The 15,609-nt window shown below is 57.8% G+C and carries 18 protein-coding genes, 2 tRNA genes and 1 riboswitch; of the genes, 18 read left to right on the forward strand and 2 right to left on the reverse strand.

The features are described from left to right. The first annotated feature begins 29 nt into the window (after window positions 1-29). Entirely contained in the window at window positions 30-1,913 is a 1,884-nt protein-coding gene (locus tag D1820_RS13890) for a DUF3131 domain-containing protein (RefSeq protein ID WP_254683317.1), read from the forward strand. 7 nt (window positions 1,914-1,920) lie between these two features. Here D1820_RS13890 and D1820_RS13895 read toward each other — a convergent pair whose 3' ends face one another. Together D1820_RS13895 and D1820_RS13900 are read right to left on the reverse strand one after the other, a co-directional pair. Beyond that, window positions 1,921-2,541, reverse strand: coding sequence for a hypothetical protein (locus tag D1820_RS13895; protein WP_102897824.1), 621 nt, complete (start codon window positions 2,539-2,541; stop codon window positions 1,921-1,923). 1,133 nt (window positions 2,542-3,674) lie between these two features. Then, window positions 3,675-3,749, reverse strand: a tRNA-Thr gene (locus D1820_RS13900). An 85-nt stretch (window positions 3,750-3,834) separates the two neighbouring features. On the opposite strand from D1820_RS13900, the gene D1820_RS19210 reads away from it, so the two are divergent. The 17 genes from D1820_RS19210 (at window position 3,835) to D1820_RS13985 (ending at window position 15,609) form a co-directional block, all read left to right on the forward strand. Further along, window positions 3,835-4,014, forward strand: coding sequence for a hypothetical protein (locus D1820_RS19210; protein ID WP_096870393.1), 180 nt, complete (start codon window positions 3,835-3,837; stop codon window positions 4,012-4,014). Window positions 4,015-4,020: 6 nt separating this feature from the next. Continuing rightward, window positions 4,021-5,292: a UDP-N-acetylglucosamine 1-carboxyvinyltransferase gene (gene murA / locus D1820_RS13910; protein WP_024095676.1), complete on the forward strand. Its 1,272-nt coding sequence runs from the start codon at window positions 4,021-4,023 to the stop codon at window positions 5,290-5,292. Then, complete coding sequence (locus tag D1820_RS13915; RefSeq protein ID WP_118069464.1) at window positions 5,292-5,768, forward strand: DUF2948 family protein; 477 nt, start codon at window positions 5,292-5,294, stop codon at window positions 5,766-5,768. Before murA ends, D1820_RS13915 begins: the two co-directional genes overlap by 1 nt. Next, the gene (locus D1820_RS13920) at window positions 5,765-6,307 is read left to right on the forward strand and encodes a GNAT family N-acetyltransferase (protein WP_118069465.1); all 543 of its coding nucleotides are present in this window, start codon (window positions 5,765-5,767) and stop codon (window positions 6,305-6,307) included. The genes D1820_RS13915 and D1820_RS13920 overlap by 4 nt, the downstream gene beginning before the upstream one ends. A gap of 69 nt (window positions 6,308-6,376) precedes the next feature. After that, entirely contained in the window at window positions 6,377-7,678 is a 1,302-nt protein-coding gene (gene hisD, locus D1820_RS13925; protein ID WP_118069466.1) for a histidinol dehydrogenase, read from the forward strand. 162 nt (window positions 7,679-7,840) lie between these two features. Continuing rightward, a complete protein-coding gene (locus D1820_RS13930; RefSeq protein WP_024095680.1) occupies window positions 7,841-8,320 on the forward strand; it encodes a UPF0262 family protein in 480 nt (159 codons plus the stop codon). A gap of 3 nt (window positions 8,321-8,323) precedes the next feature. Further along, window positions 8,324-8,782 carry a low molecular weight phosphatase family protein gene (locus D1820_RS13935; protein ID WP_014873302.1) on the forward strand — a complete coding sequence of 153 codons (459 nt, stop codon included), beginning with the start codon at window positions 8,324-8,326 and terminating at the stop codon, window positions 8,780-8,782. Then, on the forward strand, window positions 8,779-9,174 hold the full coding sequence (locus D1820_RS13940) for a ketosteroid isomerase-related protein (protein ID WP_118069467.1): 396 nt from the start codon (window positions 8,779-8,781) through the stop codon (window positions 9,172-9,174). Before D1820_RS13935 ends, D1820_RS13940 begins: the two co-directional genes overlap by 4 nt. Beyond that, on the forward strand, window positions 9,174-9,764 hold the full coding sequence (locus D1820_RS13945) for a GNAT family N-acetyltransferase (RefSeq protein WP_118069468.1): 591 nt from the start codon (window positions 9,174-9,176) through the stop codon (window positions 9,762-9,764). The genes D1820_RS13940 and D1820_RS13945 overlap by 1 nt, the downstream gene beginning before the upstream one ends. Before the next feature lie 22 nt (window positions 9,765-9,786). Further along, a complete protein-coding gene (locus D1820_RS13950) occupies window positions 9,787-10,665 on the forward strand; it encodes a carbon-nitrogen hydrolase family protein (protein WP_118069469.1) in 879 nt (292 codons plus the stop codon). Window positions 10,666-10,749: 84 nt separating this feature from the next. Continuing rightward, window positions 10,750-10,968, forward strand: a complete 219-nt coding sequence (infA, locus tag D1820_RS13955) for a translation initiation factor IF-1 (RefSeq protein WP_005978431.1) — start codon at window positions 10,750-10,752, stop codon at window positions 10,966-10,968. 200 nt (window positions 10,969-11,168) lie between these two features. Beyond that, on the forward strand, window positions 11,169-11,750 hold the full coding sequence (locus D1820_RS13960) for a nucleoside triphosphate pyrophosphatase (protein ID WP_040171554.1): 582 nt from the start codon (window positions 11,169-11,171) through the stop codon (window positions 11,748-11,750). Then, window positions 11,747-12,769: a ribonuclease E/G gene (locus D1820_RS13965; protein ID WP_118069470.1), complete on the forward strand. Its 1,023-nt coding sequence runs from the start codon at window positions 11,747-11,749 to the stop codon at window positions 12,767-12,769. Before D1820_RS13960 ends, D1820_RS13965 begins: the two co-directional genes overlap by 4 nt. Next, window positions 12,766-12,948 carry a DNA gyrase inhibitor YacG gene (locus tag D1820_RS13970; RefSeq protein ID WP_118069471.1) on the forward strand — a complete coding sequence of 61 codons (183 nt, stop codon included), beginning with the start codon at window positions 12,766-12,768 and terminating at the stop codon, window positions 12,946-12,948. Before D1820_RS13965 ends, D1820_RS13970 begins: the two co-directional genes overlap by 4 nt. Window positions 12,949-13,029: 81 nt before the next feature. Next, a tRNA-Phe gene (locus D1820_RS13975) sits at window positions 13,030-13,104 on the forward strand. Window positions 13,105-13,386: 282 nt separating this feature from the next. Further along, window positions 13,387-13,587: a hypothetical protein gene (locus tag D1820_RS19130; RefSeq protein ID WP_162894100.1), complete on the forward strand. Its 201-nt coding sequence runs from the start codon at window positions 13,387-13,389 to the stop codon at window positions 13,585-13,587. Between the two features lie 483 nt (window positions 13,588-14,070). Next, window positions 14,071-14,274: riboswitch (cobalamin riboswitch) on the forward strand. An 81-nt stretch (window positions 14,275-14,355) separates the two neighbouring features. Then, complete coding sequence (locus D1820_RS13985; RefSeq protein ID WP_205521414.1) at window positions 14,356-15,609, forward strand: aromatic ring-hydroxylating dioxygenase subunit alpha; 1,254 nt, start codon at window positions 14,356-14,358, stop codon at window positions 15,607-15,609.

Consider the following 15,609-nt stretch of genomic DNA (forward strand, 5'->3'; position numbering starts at 1 on the left):
ACGGTTTGCGGACCGGGGGGTGCACGACCGTGATCTATGATGCGGTCGAGGCAGCTGAACGCGAGGCGCTGCTTGGCCCTGCTGCCGTGTTGATGCTGCCATTGAAGGCGCGCCTGGATCTGAGGTCTGCGCAAGAGAGGATGACATCAGGGCTGTTTTCGCAATTGGGGGATGGCACTGTTCTTGCCGTGGATGTTGCCGAGTTGCCGATTGACCCGGCGCGTGCCTATGAGGTTGGTCAGCGCATTGCCGCAAGTGTTAACCGTGCGCGGCTATCAGGATATCTTCTGTCTGTTCTGCCGCGCGAAATTTATAAACGGTGCTGTGCGTTCTTGCCGAACCACTCCAGGCACTATGTTATTTTGCCGGAGTTTCCGAGCGATGCGGAGGGGTACAACGGGGTGCTGGATCAGGCGCGGACGCGGCTGGGCACCGACTGTGTGACCTTGGTGCGTGGCGGGGAACGTCGGGCCGATGGCACATTTCTGGTCGAAACCCGTGACGGAGAGCAGCGTCGGCTTGGGGCTCCAGGGTTGGGACCTGATGGAGAGCCGATCGAAGGTCCTATTTTTCTTGCAGATGATGTCGCCCCGCAACGTGGCGATGTGCGCCATCCGGATGCGGTCTTTGTCCATAAAGCGCAGACGATCAGCCGGCTCTCTGCCAAAGTGCCGGCAGCCAATGGTATCTGCCTCAACTATCCTACAGGAATAGTTGATCCCGCTCATGAGCTTTTGCTTGAAGCACGTGACACGCTACGTGAGAGCAGCCTGGCGCCGGAGGCACCTGTTTTCGATGCGGCTATGATGGCTGATGCCGAGCTAGCCTATAGCTATCTTGAACAGGCAGAAATGAATGCCACCGGATTGGCGTTGACGGTTAGAAAGCAGATCAACGGCAAGTCCTTCAACAACTCCGAAATCACGATGTGGGATGTCGGGAGCCTGATCCTCGGATTGTTGGCAGCAGTTGAGTTGGAGTTGGCGCCAGCTGACAGGATTTATCGCCGGATCAGAAAAATCATGGCGTCGCTGCCGGTTATTCAGGATGGCGACGCAGCATACCCGCCGACGTTGATCAATGTCCGGGATGCCTCGATCGAAAGACGAGGGTTCGACGCCTGTGATTTCGCCCGGCTTACCAGCGCAGTGACACGGGCAGCGCAGCACACCGCCCTTGCGGACGCCTGCTCGCAATTGATTGGTAAATGGCAGATTGCAGGTTTGATGCAGGGGGGTGTCCTTAACAATATCCTTAAGACACGTATTCAATCATCTTATCAGTCACACTGTGCGCACTATCAGACCCGGGTTTTGCCAGCTCTGGGCCAGTCGGAAACCCGCTCTCCCTACCGGGAGGCGTTTGTCGGTGAAACCGTCGCTGATAGAACGGTCAGCCTGCTCTATGCGGTCGACAAAATTGGCATCTTGCCAACTGAGCCGCTGTTGCTCGAATATGTGGAGCTGGGGCCATCTGCGGAATGCGCCGTGCTAACGGATGTCTTTCTGGGTGCGATGAAGTACCACTTTGACCAGACCGGGCAGCTGCTTGCACCATCTGAGACGCCAATCGACACGTCGCCCTGGTTTGTCTACCAAGGCTTCGACCTGGGTCATGAAACGCGTTGGAACGTCAGCTATCGGAAGGGGCGCGAGGTGGTGTTTGAACCGGTTGCCAGCAGCCCCTATGGAATTTTCTCGACCAAGGCAGCTTATCTTTGGTACGCGGTCAGACCCTGTAGGCACACTCGTAAAATGCTGGATATGGCACAAGAGCACGCCCGGATTGATGGTTTTGGCATGAGCAGTGGATTGTTCCTTGATGGGTATACCCAAATGAAAAACCATGCCGATCTTAACACAAATGGGATCGTCTTGCAGGCGCTGGCGCATCTGAAGCGCCGCACCCGCTAGAACGGTGTCAGCTCACCGGGCCAAAAACCTGACATCCGCTGGCTGAAATCTCACCACGTGCCACCGGGTAACCGCGTCGGGGGTTGAGGCGGATCGGCTGCATCCCGGTCAGTCGGTTCATGCATCTTTCGGTGTCGCGGACGGAATTCCGCTTGCCCCCGATATAAATATCAAGCCACGGGCGGCCATTCTTGCCGGTATGACAGGGGCCATTTTGGGGTTGATGACCGTCACCGCAGACGTCTTCCACGATCGCGTATTTGCGCAGGCGTTCTATGTAGAACCGCGTGCCTGCCGGAAAATCCAACGTCTGGCGCCCCCGCCGGATGGCATGGCCCACGGCGATGGTGACCGGGTCATTATATGTCCCGGTTCCCCCGGCCTGACGCCGCAGGACCGGGCGCGCGATGGCAGCACTGCCAGGGGGTGTGTTATCCCAATAACTATAGCCCGTCAGATAGCCCTCAAATCTGACTTCGGTACCACGGCGAACAAACTGGTCCAGTTGGCTCTTGATATTGTTGTTAATGCTTTGTGCAGGAAGCATACCGGCGCACACGCTCATCACGGTCAGAGCAGCAGCGGCCACGGCGGTTTTTCTGAAAATGGAGTTCCATATCGTCGACATGACATGTTCCTTATCGAGGGCGGCCTCGGGTTCTCGCGCTTGCCTGGTTCAGGCTGCGCACTGGTGTCTCTATTGATCGCCAGGCTGGCCGACCGGTTGTCGGCTCATCTTGGTGGCGGTCGGGTTTGGTTGTGCCCTGTCGGCGGTAATTTGCGTCTTTTGGTGGCTTGAAGACCGACCCTGCGGAAGCTCGGACGCGAGGCGTTGATCTGCCCCTTGTGGTGGGGCGGACCTTCAGCGCCTTACGACTGAAGCAAAGCGGATACACCAGATGTGGCATCACGCTCAAAGGGAGCCCGCTGGAGTTGGCGGGATCTTTCCAATGGATAAGCGGATTTCTGGCGGAGCAGCTTCAGGAGGCCACTTGATCTTTCTGTCGCTTGGCAAACACGCTGAAACACCGTCGTCGTTTCCAGCATGATCTGAGGCGAGAGAACCTTGGCGATCTGACCAGATCCACCCCGTCGCCAGGGCCGCAGATCTTCGACAGCCAGACGCCTTTGTCCGTGTCCAAATTAGTGAGTGGCCAGAGCCACTGAGTATGTGCCTGTATGATCTGCCGTGTGGCGTAGTGCTTGGAATACCGTTGCAGCGGCCCCCATTTTTTTGCGTGACTCAAATGACCTAGTTTCTCAGTTTGGCGTTTGGTACCGAGCGAAACTGTCGATATCCGCAGTCTTGGCGCAGGCGGCCAATGTTGTTTTGCATCTGTCATTCAACCCTCCTGCACCAAATACTGTTGCGGTCTCGCACCCGCCCCGACTTGCAAAGGGATGAGCCTGCGGGATCCAGATTGGCGGATGGAAATTAAAATCGGCCTTAACCGGTGTGATTCGAGAGTTGGAAATTACAAACAAATTGATTCAACGGCGGTTAACCGCTGACAGTCATGAGTAAGCTGGGGCGTTGTCTCTGAGCGGACAACAGTCTGCCCGAATCGCGTGTCGCTGCAGCGTCAACTCGATTCGGATCTGGGGGCGGGGGCTGGCTCCGCTTGGTCCGGACGGTCTCATATGTGTCGCATGTCCAAGGCCGAAAAACGCCTGGCGCGAGTAGATGGCCACGCATGGTGAACAGCACTCATAATAGATGCATTATCATCTAAGTATCTGAAATGTCTTTGATTGGGAGACTGGTGCTGCTGGAGAGAATTGAACTCTCGACCTCTCCCTTACCAAGGGAGTGCTCTACCTCTGAGCTACAGCAGCGCCGGTGAGGGGGCTTTTAGGCATAAACGAACTGGGGCGCAAGAGCATTCTGGACGGTTTTTTCACACTCCGGTACAGAAGATCTATGGCAGAGAAGAAAACAGCAAAACATGGCGGGTCAGCGTCAACGCGTGAAGATCGGTTGAAGGCCGCATTGAAGGCGAATATGGGCCGTCGCAAGGCCCAGGCGAAGGCGCGTGCGGTCAAAGATGACGGAACCGGCGGTCCGGCAGACGACCCCACAACAGGCAGTTCTAAGGAGTAAGGGCAGATGGATTCGATTTTGGTGACGGGGAATGGCCCACTGAAAGGGCAGATCCCTATCGCGGGCGCAAAAAACGCCTGCCTGACGCTTATGCCAGCAACAATGCTGAGCGAGGAGCCGCTGACACTGACAAACGCACCGCGGCTTTCTGACATCCGCACCATGACAACGTTGTTGCAGTCACTGGGGGCCGAGGTTTCAACACTGCAGGATGGCCAAGTGCTGGCCATGTCGAGCCATGACATCAACAATCACACCGCCGACTACGATATCGTGCGGAAGATGCGGGCGTCGATCCTTGTGCTGGGGCCGATGCTGGCGCGTGATGGTCACGCTGTTGTCTCGTTGCCCGGCGGCTGCGCCATCGGTGCGCGACCGGTGGATCTGCATCTGAAGGCGCTTGAGGCGCTTGGGGCGCAGCTGGATCTGAAGGACGGCTATGTTCATGCCAAGGCGCCTCTGGGCGGATTGAAAGGCGGGGTCATTGACTTCCCGCTGGTTTCCGTCGGCGCAACTGAGAATGCGCTGATGGCCGCGACATTGGCCAAGGGAACGACTGTCATCAATAACGCGGCGCGTGAGCCGGAGATTGTCGACCTGGCACAGTGCCTGCGTAAGATGGGCGCGCAGATCGAAGGTGAGGGGACATCCACCATTACGATCCAAGGTGTAGATCGCCTGCATGGTGCCACGCATCCGGTTGTCACCGACCGGATCGAATTGGGGACCTATATGCTGGCGCCTGCCATTTGTGGTGGCGAGGTGGAGCTGCTGGGCGGCAAACGATCCCTGATCGAAGCCTTCTGCGACAAGCTGGAGGCGGCTGGGGTCGAAATTACCGAGAATGAGAACAGCCTGACGGTACGCCGCGGTGACAACCGGGTAAAAGCTGTGGATGTCGTGACTGAACCCTTCCCCGGTTTTCCGACCGATTTGCAGGCACAGATGATGGCGCTGATGTGTACTGCTGAAGGGACCAGTGTCCTGGAAGAAAAGATCTTTGAAAACCGGTTTATGCATGCACCGGAACTGATACGTATGGGGGCGCAGATTGACGTGCAAGGTGGTCATGCCACGGTAACGGGCGTCGAAAAACTGAAAGGTGCTCCGGTGATGGCGACCGATCTGCGGGCCTCGGTCTCCTTGATTCTTGCTGGTCTTGCGGCTGAAGGTGAGACAACCGTTAGCCGTGTCTATCATCTGGATCGTGGGTACGAACATGTGGTGCGCAAGCTGTCCTCGGTCGGTGCCAAGATTGAACGGATCCAGGAGCAGTAATGTCAGATGCAACCTTCGACGACGGGCGCGAGGCGCCGCTGAACCTTGGCGCGCTTGGCGCTGAGGATCTGGAGATTATTGCCTCGCTCGCGCAGGATGCGGTGTTTCCGGTGACGGAGATCAGCTGGCGACCTGCGGAGCGGCGCTTTGCGTTGCTGTTGAACCGGTTCCGCTGGGAAGACAAAGATTCTGCCGAAAAGCGTGGTCGCCCTTATGAACGGGTGCAAAGTTTGCTGGTCGTCGATCAGGTGTTGTCGGTGGCCTCGCAGGGCGTTGATCGGAAGGAGCGCGACCTGATCCTGTCATTGCTGTCGCTGAGTTTTGAGCCGGGATCTGATGGCGACGGACATATTGTTCTGACCCTTGCCGGTAATGGGGCCATCCGGCTTGCCGTTGAGGCGGTTGAGGTCACCCTGCGCGATGTGACACGTCCCTATCAGGCGCCGTCAGGGCAGGCTCCTCGGCACGAGACATGATCTTGCGCCAGTTGGTGGGCGCTGATCTTGCTGCTTTTCGTGTCTTGTGGCGTGAAGGTCTGACCGCATTTCCGGCCTCTTTCTTGATGACTGCAGAAGAGGCGGATGGCATCCCGGATGCGAACCTGATCAACGGGTTTGAGAGCGGTGCTTACTGGGGCGCGTTCCTTGACGATCAATTGGTGGGCTTTGCGGTTTTGCGTCAGGGCGGACTGTCGCGCCTGTCGCATACAGCGGATCTTGGCCCCTTCTACATCTCAGCGGCCTATCAGCGTCGGGGGTTGGCCAAAGCCCTTTTGACACGGGTCCTGGATCAGGCCCGCGCGCGGGGGCTGAAGCAGGTGGAGTTATGCGTGGATCAGGAAAACCATGCGGCGCGGAGGCTTTATGAAGACGCAGGGTTCCGTCCGTTTGGCCTGCGCCCGCGCTCTGTTGTCGTGGAGGGCCAGCCGAGAAACGATGTGCTGATGCTATGCCCGTTGGATAATACTCTGGCGGCAGATGCAATCCCGCCGCTTGCGCGGCAAGCGCTTGACTGACTTCAATACGTGCAACCATCTTGAGACTGCGGGCAGGGGGCTATATTGCAGGCTCAAAGGAGAGCCATAATGCCCGTTTTTCTGAACGCGTCCGATGCTGATTTTGATCAGGCGTTTGCAACCCTTCTGGGGGCAAAACGCGAAGACAGCCCCGATGTGGATGCGGTGGTCGCCGACATCATCGCGGATGTGCGTGCCCGTGGTGATGCGGCGCTGATTGAGCTGACCGCGAAATTCGACCGTTTGCCGTTGACTGCGGATCAACTGCGCATTTCGGACGCTGAGATTGATGCCGCGATTGAGGACGTATCGGTTGAGGAACGCGCCGCGCTGGAGCTAGCGGTGGAGCGTATCCGCGCCTATCATGTGCGGCAGATGCCTCAGAACGCCGAATGGCAGGACGACGCCGGGGCTTCACTCGGGTGGCGCTGGTCGGCAGTGTCGGCGGCTGGTCTTTATGTGCCGGGTGGTCTGGCGAGCTATCCGTCATCGGTCCTGATGAATGCAGTTCCGGCGAAAGTGGCGGGTGTCGAACGACTGGCAGTGGTGGTTCCCACGCCGGATGGACAGATAAACCCGCTGGTATTGCTGGCGGCCCGCCTGTCCGGTGTCGATGAAATCTACCGTGTCGGCGGCGCGCAGGCAGTTGCGGCCCTCGCCTATGGAACTGAGACTATCGCTCCAGTCGACAAGATCACCGGCCCCGGCAATGCATTTGTCGCGGCAGCGAAACGGCGGGTTTTTGGCAAGGTCGGCATCGATATGATTGCTGGTCCGTCGGAAATTCTGGTCATTGCGGATAAGGACAACGATCCCGACTGGATTGCGCTCGACCTTCTCAGCCAGGCAGAGCACGATGAAAGTGCGCAATCGATCCTGATTACGGATGACGAGGCATTTGGCCGGTCTGTGGCCGATGCGGTAGAGGCGCGTCTGCAGACACTTGACCGCTCCGCCATCGCCGGACCCAGCTGGCGGGACTACGGTGCGGTGATCGTTGTGCCAGACCTAGATGTGGCAGCACAGCTGTCCAATCGCATCGCCCCGGAACACCTGGAGCTCTGCGTTGCGGACGCTCGTGCGCTCAGTGAGAAAACCATTCACGCCGGCGCGATTTTCCTTGGCCCATACACACCTGAAGCGATCGGGGACTATATCGGCGGGCCGAACCATGTGCTGCCAACGGCACGATCGGCGCGCTTCTCCTCCGGCCTGTCGGTGATGGATTTCCTGAAGCGCACCACGTTGAGCGAAATGACCCCGGAAGCGTTGCGCGCAATCGGCCCGGCAGCCGAAACGCTGGCCAAAAGCGAAAGCTTGGAAGCGCATGGCCTGTCAATCCGGGCGCGCCTGGATCGGCTGAACCGCTGAGCACAGGGAGCAGGAGTGCGGGGAGGCAGGCTGCTGGCTGCCCGTGCGTATGGATGGTGGCGCTGGCACATCGTTACGGCACAACTGTGCCCTGCGGATTGCCGTGGCACCGACCATCGGCTAGTCAGTTATCTACATAATCTGCGCACAGAGACCTGACCCATGAGCCGCATCAGCCAAATCGACCTTGATGACCGCAACCTGCCGCCGCCGACGCCCGAAATTGAGCAGGAGCGTCGGGTCGCGATTTTCGACCTGATCGAGGACAACAGTTTTGCGCTACCGGCGCGCGGTGAGCGGGCAGCGCCTGAGGGGCCCTACCATCTTGGGCTTGCCATCCGCGACAAACGGCTGGTCTTTGATGTTGCATCTGAGGCTGGTGAAAAGGCGGCGGAATTCCACCTGTCCCTGTCGCCGTTCCGTCAGGTGGTCAAAGACTACTACCAGATCTGCGAGAGCTACTTCACGGCTGTCAAAACCCTGCCGCCCAGTCAGATTGAAACCATCGACATGGCCCGCCGGGGTATTCACAACGAAGGCAGCCGTGTCTTGCAGGAGCGGCTGGAGGGCAAGGCGGAAATTGATACCGACACGGCGCGCCGTCTCTTCACCCTGATTTGCGTATTGCATTTTGGAGGCTGAAGCGTGAGCGAGTTGCCGCAGTCGATCCTGTTCTGCTGTGACCACAACGCGGTCAGATCCCCGATGGCAGAGGGGATTATGAAACAGTTTTATGGCTCCGGCACCTATGTGCAGTCAGTCGGCGTCAAGAACGACATGGAGATTGACGGCTTCTGCATCGCGGTCTGTCAGGAGATCGGTGTGGAACTTTCGCGCCATCGGTCACGGTCCTTCGACGAGATGGAACAGTGGGGGGACGACCTGTCCTCCTTCGACCTGGTGGTGGCGTTGTCCCCCGCCAGTCAGCGCCGGGCGCTGGAGCTGACGCGGTTTTTCCACCTTGATGTCGAATATTGGCCAATTATGGACCCAACTGGACTGGGGGAAACCCGGGATGCCAAGCTAGACAGTTACAGGCAAACCCGGTCCCAGATTATCCAGCGCCTGACAGAGCGCTGGGGCAACCCGTTGGAGATAAAATGAACAGCACCGTCACCCGCTATTTTGAGGCCTTCAACGCAAAAGACACCGACGCCATGCTTGAGTGCCTGTCGGACGACGTGGCCCACCATGTGAATGAGGGCAAGATCCGCATCGGCAAGGCGCTGTTTGCGGAGTTCTGCAACCACATGAGCCGCTGCTACGATGAATCCCTCACCGACATGGTGGTGTTCGCCAACGAAGATGGCACACGCGCGGCCGCTGAGTATGTCGTGAACGGCACCTATCTTGAAACAGACGCAGGGCTACCGGGGGCGCATCAGCAAACCTATCGCCTGCCTGCCGGGTCGTTCTTTGATCTGGAAGATGGCAAGATCACGCGTGTAACGACCTACTATAACCTTGCGGATTGGATGGCACAGGTCTCAGCCTGATGGGTTTGCGTCTGCAGAGCTTGCGCGGCGCAGCGCTGGCGCAGGCGATGGACGACGTCGCCCGCCTGCGGATCGCTGTATTCCGGGATTGGCCCTATCTCTACGATGGGGATCTGGCTTATGAACGCAGCTATCTTCAAAGCTATCTGGACAGTGACCAGTCTGTGGTGGTCGGCGCATGGGACGGGGAGCGGCTGATCGGTGCCTCAACCGGCGCGCCTCTCATCGATCATGCCGAGGATTTTGCAGCCGCTTTCGCAGAGACCGGTCTGGCACTGAGGGACGTTTTTTATTGCGCCGAATCTGTTCTTTTGCCGGAGTATCGCGGAATGGGCTTGGGGCATCGGTTCTTTGACCTGCGGGAGGCGCATGCCAAGGAGCTTGGCTATGCGGTTTCGGCATTTTGCAGCGTGCAGCGACCGGCTGACCATCCGGCCAAACCGCTGAACTATCGCGCTCTGGATGATTTTTGGCGCAAGCGCGGTTATGAACCCATGCCCGGCGTGGTCGCCGGCTTCTCCTGGCGGGATGTGGGAGAGGTGGACGAGACCCGAAAACCGCTTCAGTTTTGGTCTCGCCGTTTGACCTGACACCAACGAATAGGACCCTTTGATGAAAATTGCTGCCGCTGCCTATCCCCTTGATTGGTTCGATGACTGGTCCGCTTATGAGGCAAAGATCGTCCGATGGGTGCAGGAGGCCGCAGAGGAGGGCGCAGATCTTCTGGTATTTCCCGAATATGGCGCGATGGAACTGTCAACTTTGGACGGCGCAGCGATGGCGGGCGATCTGGAGCGATCCTTGCATGCGGTCTCCCGGCGCATACCGGATGTTGATGCACTGCACTTGAGTCTCGCGGCTGAATTCAATGTGCATATCCTTGGTGCATCTGCGCCGGTTTTTGATGGCGGCGTACGTCCTGTCAACCGCGCGACCCTTTATGCGCCGAATGGACACAAGGGAGTTCAGGACAAACAGATCATGACCATGTTCGAACGCGACCCCTGGGATGTGACCGGTGGAGATGCGCTCAAGGTGTTTGACACCGAACTGGGAAAGATCGGTATCCTAATTTGCTACGACAGTGAGTTTCCTCTGCTGGGCCGTGCGCTTGCAGATGTGGATCTGTTGCTGGTGCCGTCCTGTACGGAGGCAGTGGCCGGCTACTGGCGGGTGCGCATTGGCGCCATGGCCCGCGCGCTTGAAAACCAGTGTGTTTCAGTCATGTCATCTATCGTCGGCCCCGCTGACTGGTCCGAAGCGGTGGACCAGAACACTGGCATGGGCGGCATATTCGGCCCCCCTGACACAGGATTCCCGGCCACCGGCGTGCTGGCCGAAGGGGTGCTGAACAAACCGGGCTGGACCTATGCTGATGTCGACCTCAAGGCAATCGCCGAGGTGCGCCGCAACGGTGTCGTACGCAACCGAACCCATTGGGATGAAAGGTCCGAACCGGGGAAAACAGTCACAATATGTCCGCTGCGGTGATTGCGCCCTTGAAAATCAGGGAAAAAGCGCTCATTTAAGCGCACGTCCCGCAGACTCGCGGGAAACCATCATTATGGAGATAACATGGCCAAGGAAGATACGCTCGAATTTCCCGGTGTCGTGAAGGAACTCCTGCCCAATGCGACGTTTCGGGTCGAGCTGGAAAACGGCCATGAGATCATCGCACATACGGCAGGCAAGATGCGCAAAAACCGCATCCGCGTTCTGGCTGGCGACAAGGTACAGGTCGAGATGACACCATACGATCTGACCAAAGGACGGATCAACTATCGCTTCAAATAAGCGCTGGTATCCATCAAGTAACACAAGCCCGGCCTTAGCCGGGCTTTTGTTTTGGGGCGCCTGCAATCGACCAAGTGTCATTTGAACGCACCCACTGCGATGACCAGTTGGGGTTTTTCAGCCTTGATGAACCGGATATGACTGGGCCAAAGCCAACATTAAGTGCAGCCCCGCTGCGCCATAGGACAAAAGGGCCAGACATGGCATTCATTCTTGGATCGGGCAGTCCGCGCAGGCTGGAGTTACTGGCCCAATTGGGAATCACCCCGGATGCGGTCTGCCCGCCGGACATCGACGAAACGCCAAAGCCGAGGGAATTGCCGCGTCTTTATTGCGCTCGCATTGCCCGCCAGAAAGCTGAGGCTATTTCTGCCGCTGCAGAGGATGTGATCCTCTGTGCCGACACAACTGTCGCCCTTGGGCGTCGGATCCTCGGAAAGCCGGAAGATGCTGCAGAGGCCGCCCAATTTCTGTTGGCCCTGTCCGGCCGCCGTCATCAGGTGATTACATCTGTCGCCGTACGACGGGGGGATCGGATCTGGTCCCGCGATGTGGTGAGTGCTGTGAAGATGAAGCGGCTCTCGGATGAAGAGCTGAACGGCTACCTCGCGACCGGGGACTGGCAGGGCAAGGCGGGGGCCTATGCCATTCAGGGACCTGCGGGGGCGCTTATCCCTTGGATCAATGGATCTTTTACGGGAATTGTCGGCCTGCCATTGGCCGAAACTGCTGCCCTGTTGCGCGGGGCGGGCTGGACACCAAACAAGGAGGCCGCCGCATGAAGGGCCGTACAATCATTCTCGACCACATCGACGGCCGCGAAGCCGCCGCACTCATGGTGGATGGCCAGCTTGAGGATTTGCTGATCGACAGCGATGCGCCGACCCCCGGGACGATCTACCGTGCCCGGGCTGATCGACCCGTCAAGGGGCAGGGAGGCATGTTCCTGACAACGCCGGATGGTCCTGCCTTTTTACGCCAAGTCAAAGGTTTGGCGCCCGGACAGGAATTGCTGGTCCAGCTGACCGGCTATGCAGAAGCGGGCAAAGCACTGCCGGTCTCTCAAAAGTTGCTGTTCAAAAGCCGCTACGCCATCGTCACACCCGAGGCTCCCGGGCTCAATATCTCCCGCTCGATCCGTGACGAAGAGGAGCGCGATCGCTTGTTAGAAATTGCTCATGACGCGATAGGCGACAGCGGTTATGGCCTGATCCTGCGGTCGGCTTGCGATGGCGCTGATAGCACCGACATCGAAGAAGACATTCTCGCCATGGTGTCGCTGGCGTCCCAAGTGCTTGAGGATGCTGGTAGCGGGCCAGAGGTCCTGGCAGAGGGCGATTCACCGCACCTATTAGCATGGCGCGACTGGACCGATCCGGCAGATATTGAGCGCGAGGCTGGCGGATTTGAACGTCTGGGCGTGCTAGATTCTCTTGAGACAGTGCGGGGTATTCGCGAACCTCTCAGCGGCGGCGCGTTTTTGTTTATCGAACAGACCCGCGCCCTGGTTGCAGTGGATGTGAACACTGGCGCGGACACCTCGCTGGCCGCTGGGGTGAAGGCGAACATGGCCTGCGCCAAATCCCTCGCCCGGGCCCTGCGCCTGCGCGGGCTAGGGGGGCAGATTGTGATCGATCCCGCTCCCATGCCCAAGAAGGATCGCCGCGCCTTTGAAACGGCTCTGCGGGCCAGCTTCCGCAGCGATAGCGAAGACACGGTACTGGTGGGCTGGACCACGCTTGGCCACTTTGAGTTGCAGCGGAAACGTGGCCGCATCCCGCTGAAGGAGGTCTTGGCGTGAGCTGCCCGATTTGCGCTGAGGAAACCCAAAAGGACTACCGCCCGTTCTGTTCGCGTCGCTGTGCTGACATTGATCTCGCGAAGTGGCTGAACGGCACCTACGCAACCCCGAGCACGGACCCGGAAGACATTGAAAACGCTCTGGAAGAAGCTGCAAAATCGAGCGAAACGAAACATTAGCGAATTTCTTTGAAAAAGCCTCTGGACACGGTCATGCACACGTCATAGAAGGCCCACACCCAAGGCGAACAGCCTTCCCGTGCCCGGGTAGCTCAGGGGTAGAGCAGTGGATTGAAAATCCTCGTGTCGGTGGTTCGATTCCGCCCCCGGGCACCATTATACAAGCTGGTATGTTTGTGTTATCGGTCTTGGCTTATCCTCGTTTCGATAAGGTTTGACAATTTCGGCCCGCCTTCGGTTATCTTCTTCCAGTCTCGCCACGGTTTCCCGGTTCTATTTGGCAAGATTTGCGGATCGTTAGTAGTGCCGTGCTGTGGATGGTGCATTCTGTCCTAGAAGGTCTGCGATGCGGTGTTCATCGAGCCCAGTTTCGCGAAGTGTGGTGGTTACTGTGTGGTGTAGACCTTAGAGAGCTAGGCCTGCGGCTTGGATTTGCGCGTGGGTGACCAACTCTGCAGACACGAGCGCATTGATCTGGCCGGGTGTGATGTGGCGGCAAAGCGGATGCTTGCCCGTCACCCAACCGGCAAGGCCTGCGCGCATCAGGGCTTCCTTGGCCTTCGTTTCTTCGCAGTTCTTGCCGATATCCTCGACGTGGGCGCGCCAGTGTCCCGACTGAAACCAGTGGCCGAGAAATAAGCCTTGGACCGGGTGAAGCAAGCGCAGTCCGCAGCGTAGACCTTCACGGGCTGCAACAGATCCTCGACCTCTGTCCCGGCATCCAAAACCTTTTCGTTCGCCACTGCCTCGCGCTTGCGCATAGGTGGTTTTTGGATGGTTTTAGGATAGTTCGATGGCCACAGTGGGCCTTGTCTCAATCTCGGGCTCAAGCGTAGGGGCTAGGCCTCTACCTTGGTCAGATCGATCAGGTATTCGTCGCGACCCATCCCGATGTACACTGAATGATAGTATGAGCAGGTGCTGCCGAAGTCGTAAAGTGAGGATACCCATGCCCATTCTGAGCGATCCCAAGGTGTGCGCGATCAAGCGCGTGACAGCTCACCGCCTCGTGGATGATTCGATATCAGTGAATAAACACATTTCTTATGTCGGTGGGACTGCTCCAATGTCTGTTTTGCGTCTGGGAATGTCGCAAGTATTTCAGTTCCAATGTGGCTCATGAGTATCTTGCAAATACGAGGTGCCGCTGTCTGATTTCAGGCCGTGGAGAATTGGGAAGCCGGTTTAAGTCCGGCACTGCCCCCGCAACGGTAAGGAAGGTCAGGCTCGACGATCAGCCACTGGGATGAGGATCCCGGGAAGGTGTCGAGACCGGGTGAAAGCCCCTTTCAAGTCCGGAAACCAGCCTCTTGTATACGTCAAACCGCGGGTGGCGGTGGGGGCACTGGTTTCGGAAGTGATCCTCGCGAGTATCCGAGCAGCTCCTCTATGCCATCTGCCCAAGCAATGCCGCGGGGCGCGGTAGGAGAGCCAGAAGTGAACAATATTCAAAGCTTATTGATGCGTCGAAACCCAGGCTACGCCTTGGAGCAGGCGTTCTATACTGATCCTGCGGTCTTTCAAGCAGATCTTGAAGTCATCCATTATCAGGACTGGCTTTTTGCCATTCCTGCATGCGAACTGGTGAAGAGCGGTGACTATGTGACCTATAAGGTCGGAGCCTACCGTCTGATAATCGTACGTGGTGCTGACAATCATATCAGAGCGTTCCATAATACATGCCGCCATCGTGGGTCGATTATCTGCAAGGCTGCCAAGGGAAATGCTCCTAAGCTTGTGTGCCCATATCATCAATGGACATATGAACTTGATGGCTCGTTGCTATGGGCACGTGATATGGGGCCAGATTTTGATCCGAAACAGCATGGATTGAAGGCGGTTCATTGTCGGGAACTGGCGGGGTTGGTCTATATTTGTCTTGCTCACAAGGCCCCGGATTTTGAGATGTTCGCTGATATCGCGCGACCCTATCTAGAGCCTCATGATCTGGGTAATGCCAAGGTGGCCTTTGAAAGCACGATCATCGAGAACGGCAACTGGAAGTTGGTTTGGGAAAACAACCGAGAATGTTATCATTGCGCTGGCAATCATCCTGCGCTCTGTCGCACCTTTCCGGACGACCCGGCAGTGACAGGTATAGAGGATGGCAGAGTTCCACCTCATATTCAGGCGCATTTCGACCGTTGCGAGGGCGCGGGAATGCCATCGCAGTTCTACTTGCACGATGGCGGTCAGTACCGGTTGGCGCGCATGCCATTAAAGGCGGCTGCAGAAAGCTATACCCTGGACGGAAAATCTGCGGTACGCCGCCGACTGGGGCAGTTGCCGTTTGTTGATGCCGGAGCACTTCTGAAATTCCACTACCCTACAACATGGAATCACTTTCTAGCAGATCACGCCGTCGTCTTCCGGGTCACGCCCATTAGCGCCACCGAAACTGAGGTTACGACGAAATGGCTGGTCCACAAAGACGCGCTAGAGGGCGTTGACTATGACCTGAACCGGCTGACCGAAGTTTGGATGGCCACCAATTCTGAGGATCGTCAGGTGGTAGAGGATAATCAGCAGGGCATTGATAGTCCGGCCTATGCGCCAGGGCCTTATTCGCCGAGCCAGGAGACGGGTGTACTGCAATTTGTGGAATGGTACTGCAATAGGTTGAGCGCGCGTTTGCCCCAAAATTCGGTAGCGGCGGAGTAG

This window comes from Phaeobacter sp. LSS9, from assembly GCF_003443595.1.
Taxonomy (GTDB): Bacteria; Pseudomonadota; Alphaproteobacteria; order Rhodobacterales; family Rhodobacteraceae; genus Phaeobacter; species Phaeobacter piscinae.

Coding starts and splice junctions, on each gene's coding strand:
- D1820_RS13930 (WP_024095680.1), top strand. CDS start 7,841: ATGAGCCGCATCAGCCAAATCGACCTTGATGACCGCAACCTGCCGCCG.
- D1820_RS13960 (WP_040171554.1), top strand. CDS start 11,169: ATGGCATTCATTCTTGGATCGGGCAGTCCGCGCAGGCTGGAGTTACTG.
- D1820_RS13895 (WP_102897824.1), bottom strand. CDS start 2,541: ATGTCGACGATATGGAACTCCATTTTCAGAAAAACCGCCGTGGCCGCT.
- murA (WP_024095676.1), top strand. CDS start 4,021: ATGGATTCGATTTTGGTGACGGGGAATGGCCCACTGAAAGGGCAGATC.
- infA (WP_005978431.1), top strand. CDS start 10,750: ATGGCCAAGGAAGATACGCTCGAATTTCCCGGTGTCGTGAAGGAACTC.
- D1820_RS13985 (WP_205521414.1), top strand. CDS start 14,356: ATGCCGCGGGGCGCGGTAGGAGAGCCAGAAGTGAACAATATTCAAAGC.
- D1820_RS13950 (WP_118069469.1), top strand. CDS start 9,787: ATGAAAATTGCTGCCGCTGCCTATCCCCTTGATTGGTTCGATGACTGG.
- D1820_RS13945 (WP_118069468.1), top strand. CDS start 9,174: ATGGGTTTGCGTCTGCAGAGCTTGCGCGGCGCAGCGCTGGCGCAGGCG.
- D1820_RS13940 (WP_118069467.1), top strand. CDS start 8,779: ATGAACAGCACCGTCACCCGCTATTTTGAGGCCTTCAACGCAAAAGAC.
- hisD (WP_118069466.1), top strand. CDS start 6,377: ATGCCCGTTTTTCTGAACGCGTCCGATGCTGATTTTGATCAGGCGTTT.
- D1820_RS13915 (WP_118069464.1), top strand. CDS start 5,292: ATGTCAGATGCAACCTTCGACGACGGGCGCGAGGCGCCGCTGAACCTT.
- D1820_RS19210 (WP_096870393.1), top strand. CDS start 3,835: ATGGCAGAGAAGAAAACAGCAAAACATGGCGGGTCAGCGTCAACGCGT.
- D1820_RS13920 (WP_118069465.1), top strand. CDS start 5,765: ATGATCTTGCGCCAGTTGGTGGGCGCTGATCTTGCTGCTTTTCGTGTC.
- D1820_RS13965 (WP_118069470.1), top strand. CDS start 11,747: ATGAAGGGCCGTACAATCATTCTCGACCACATCGACGGCCGCGAAGCC.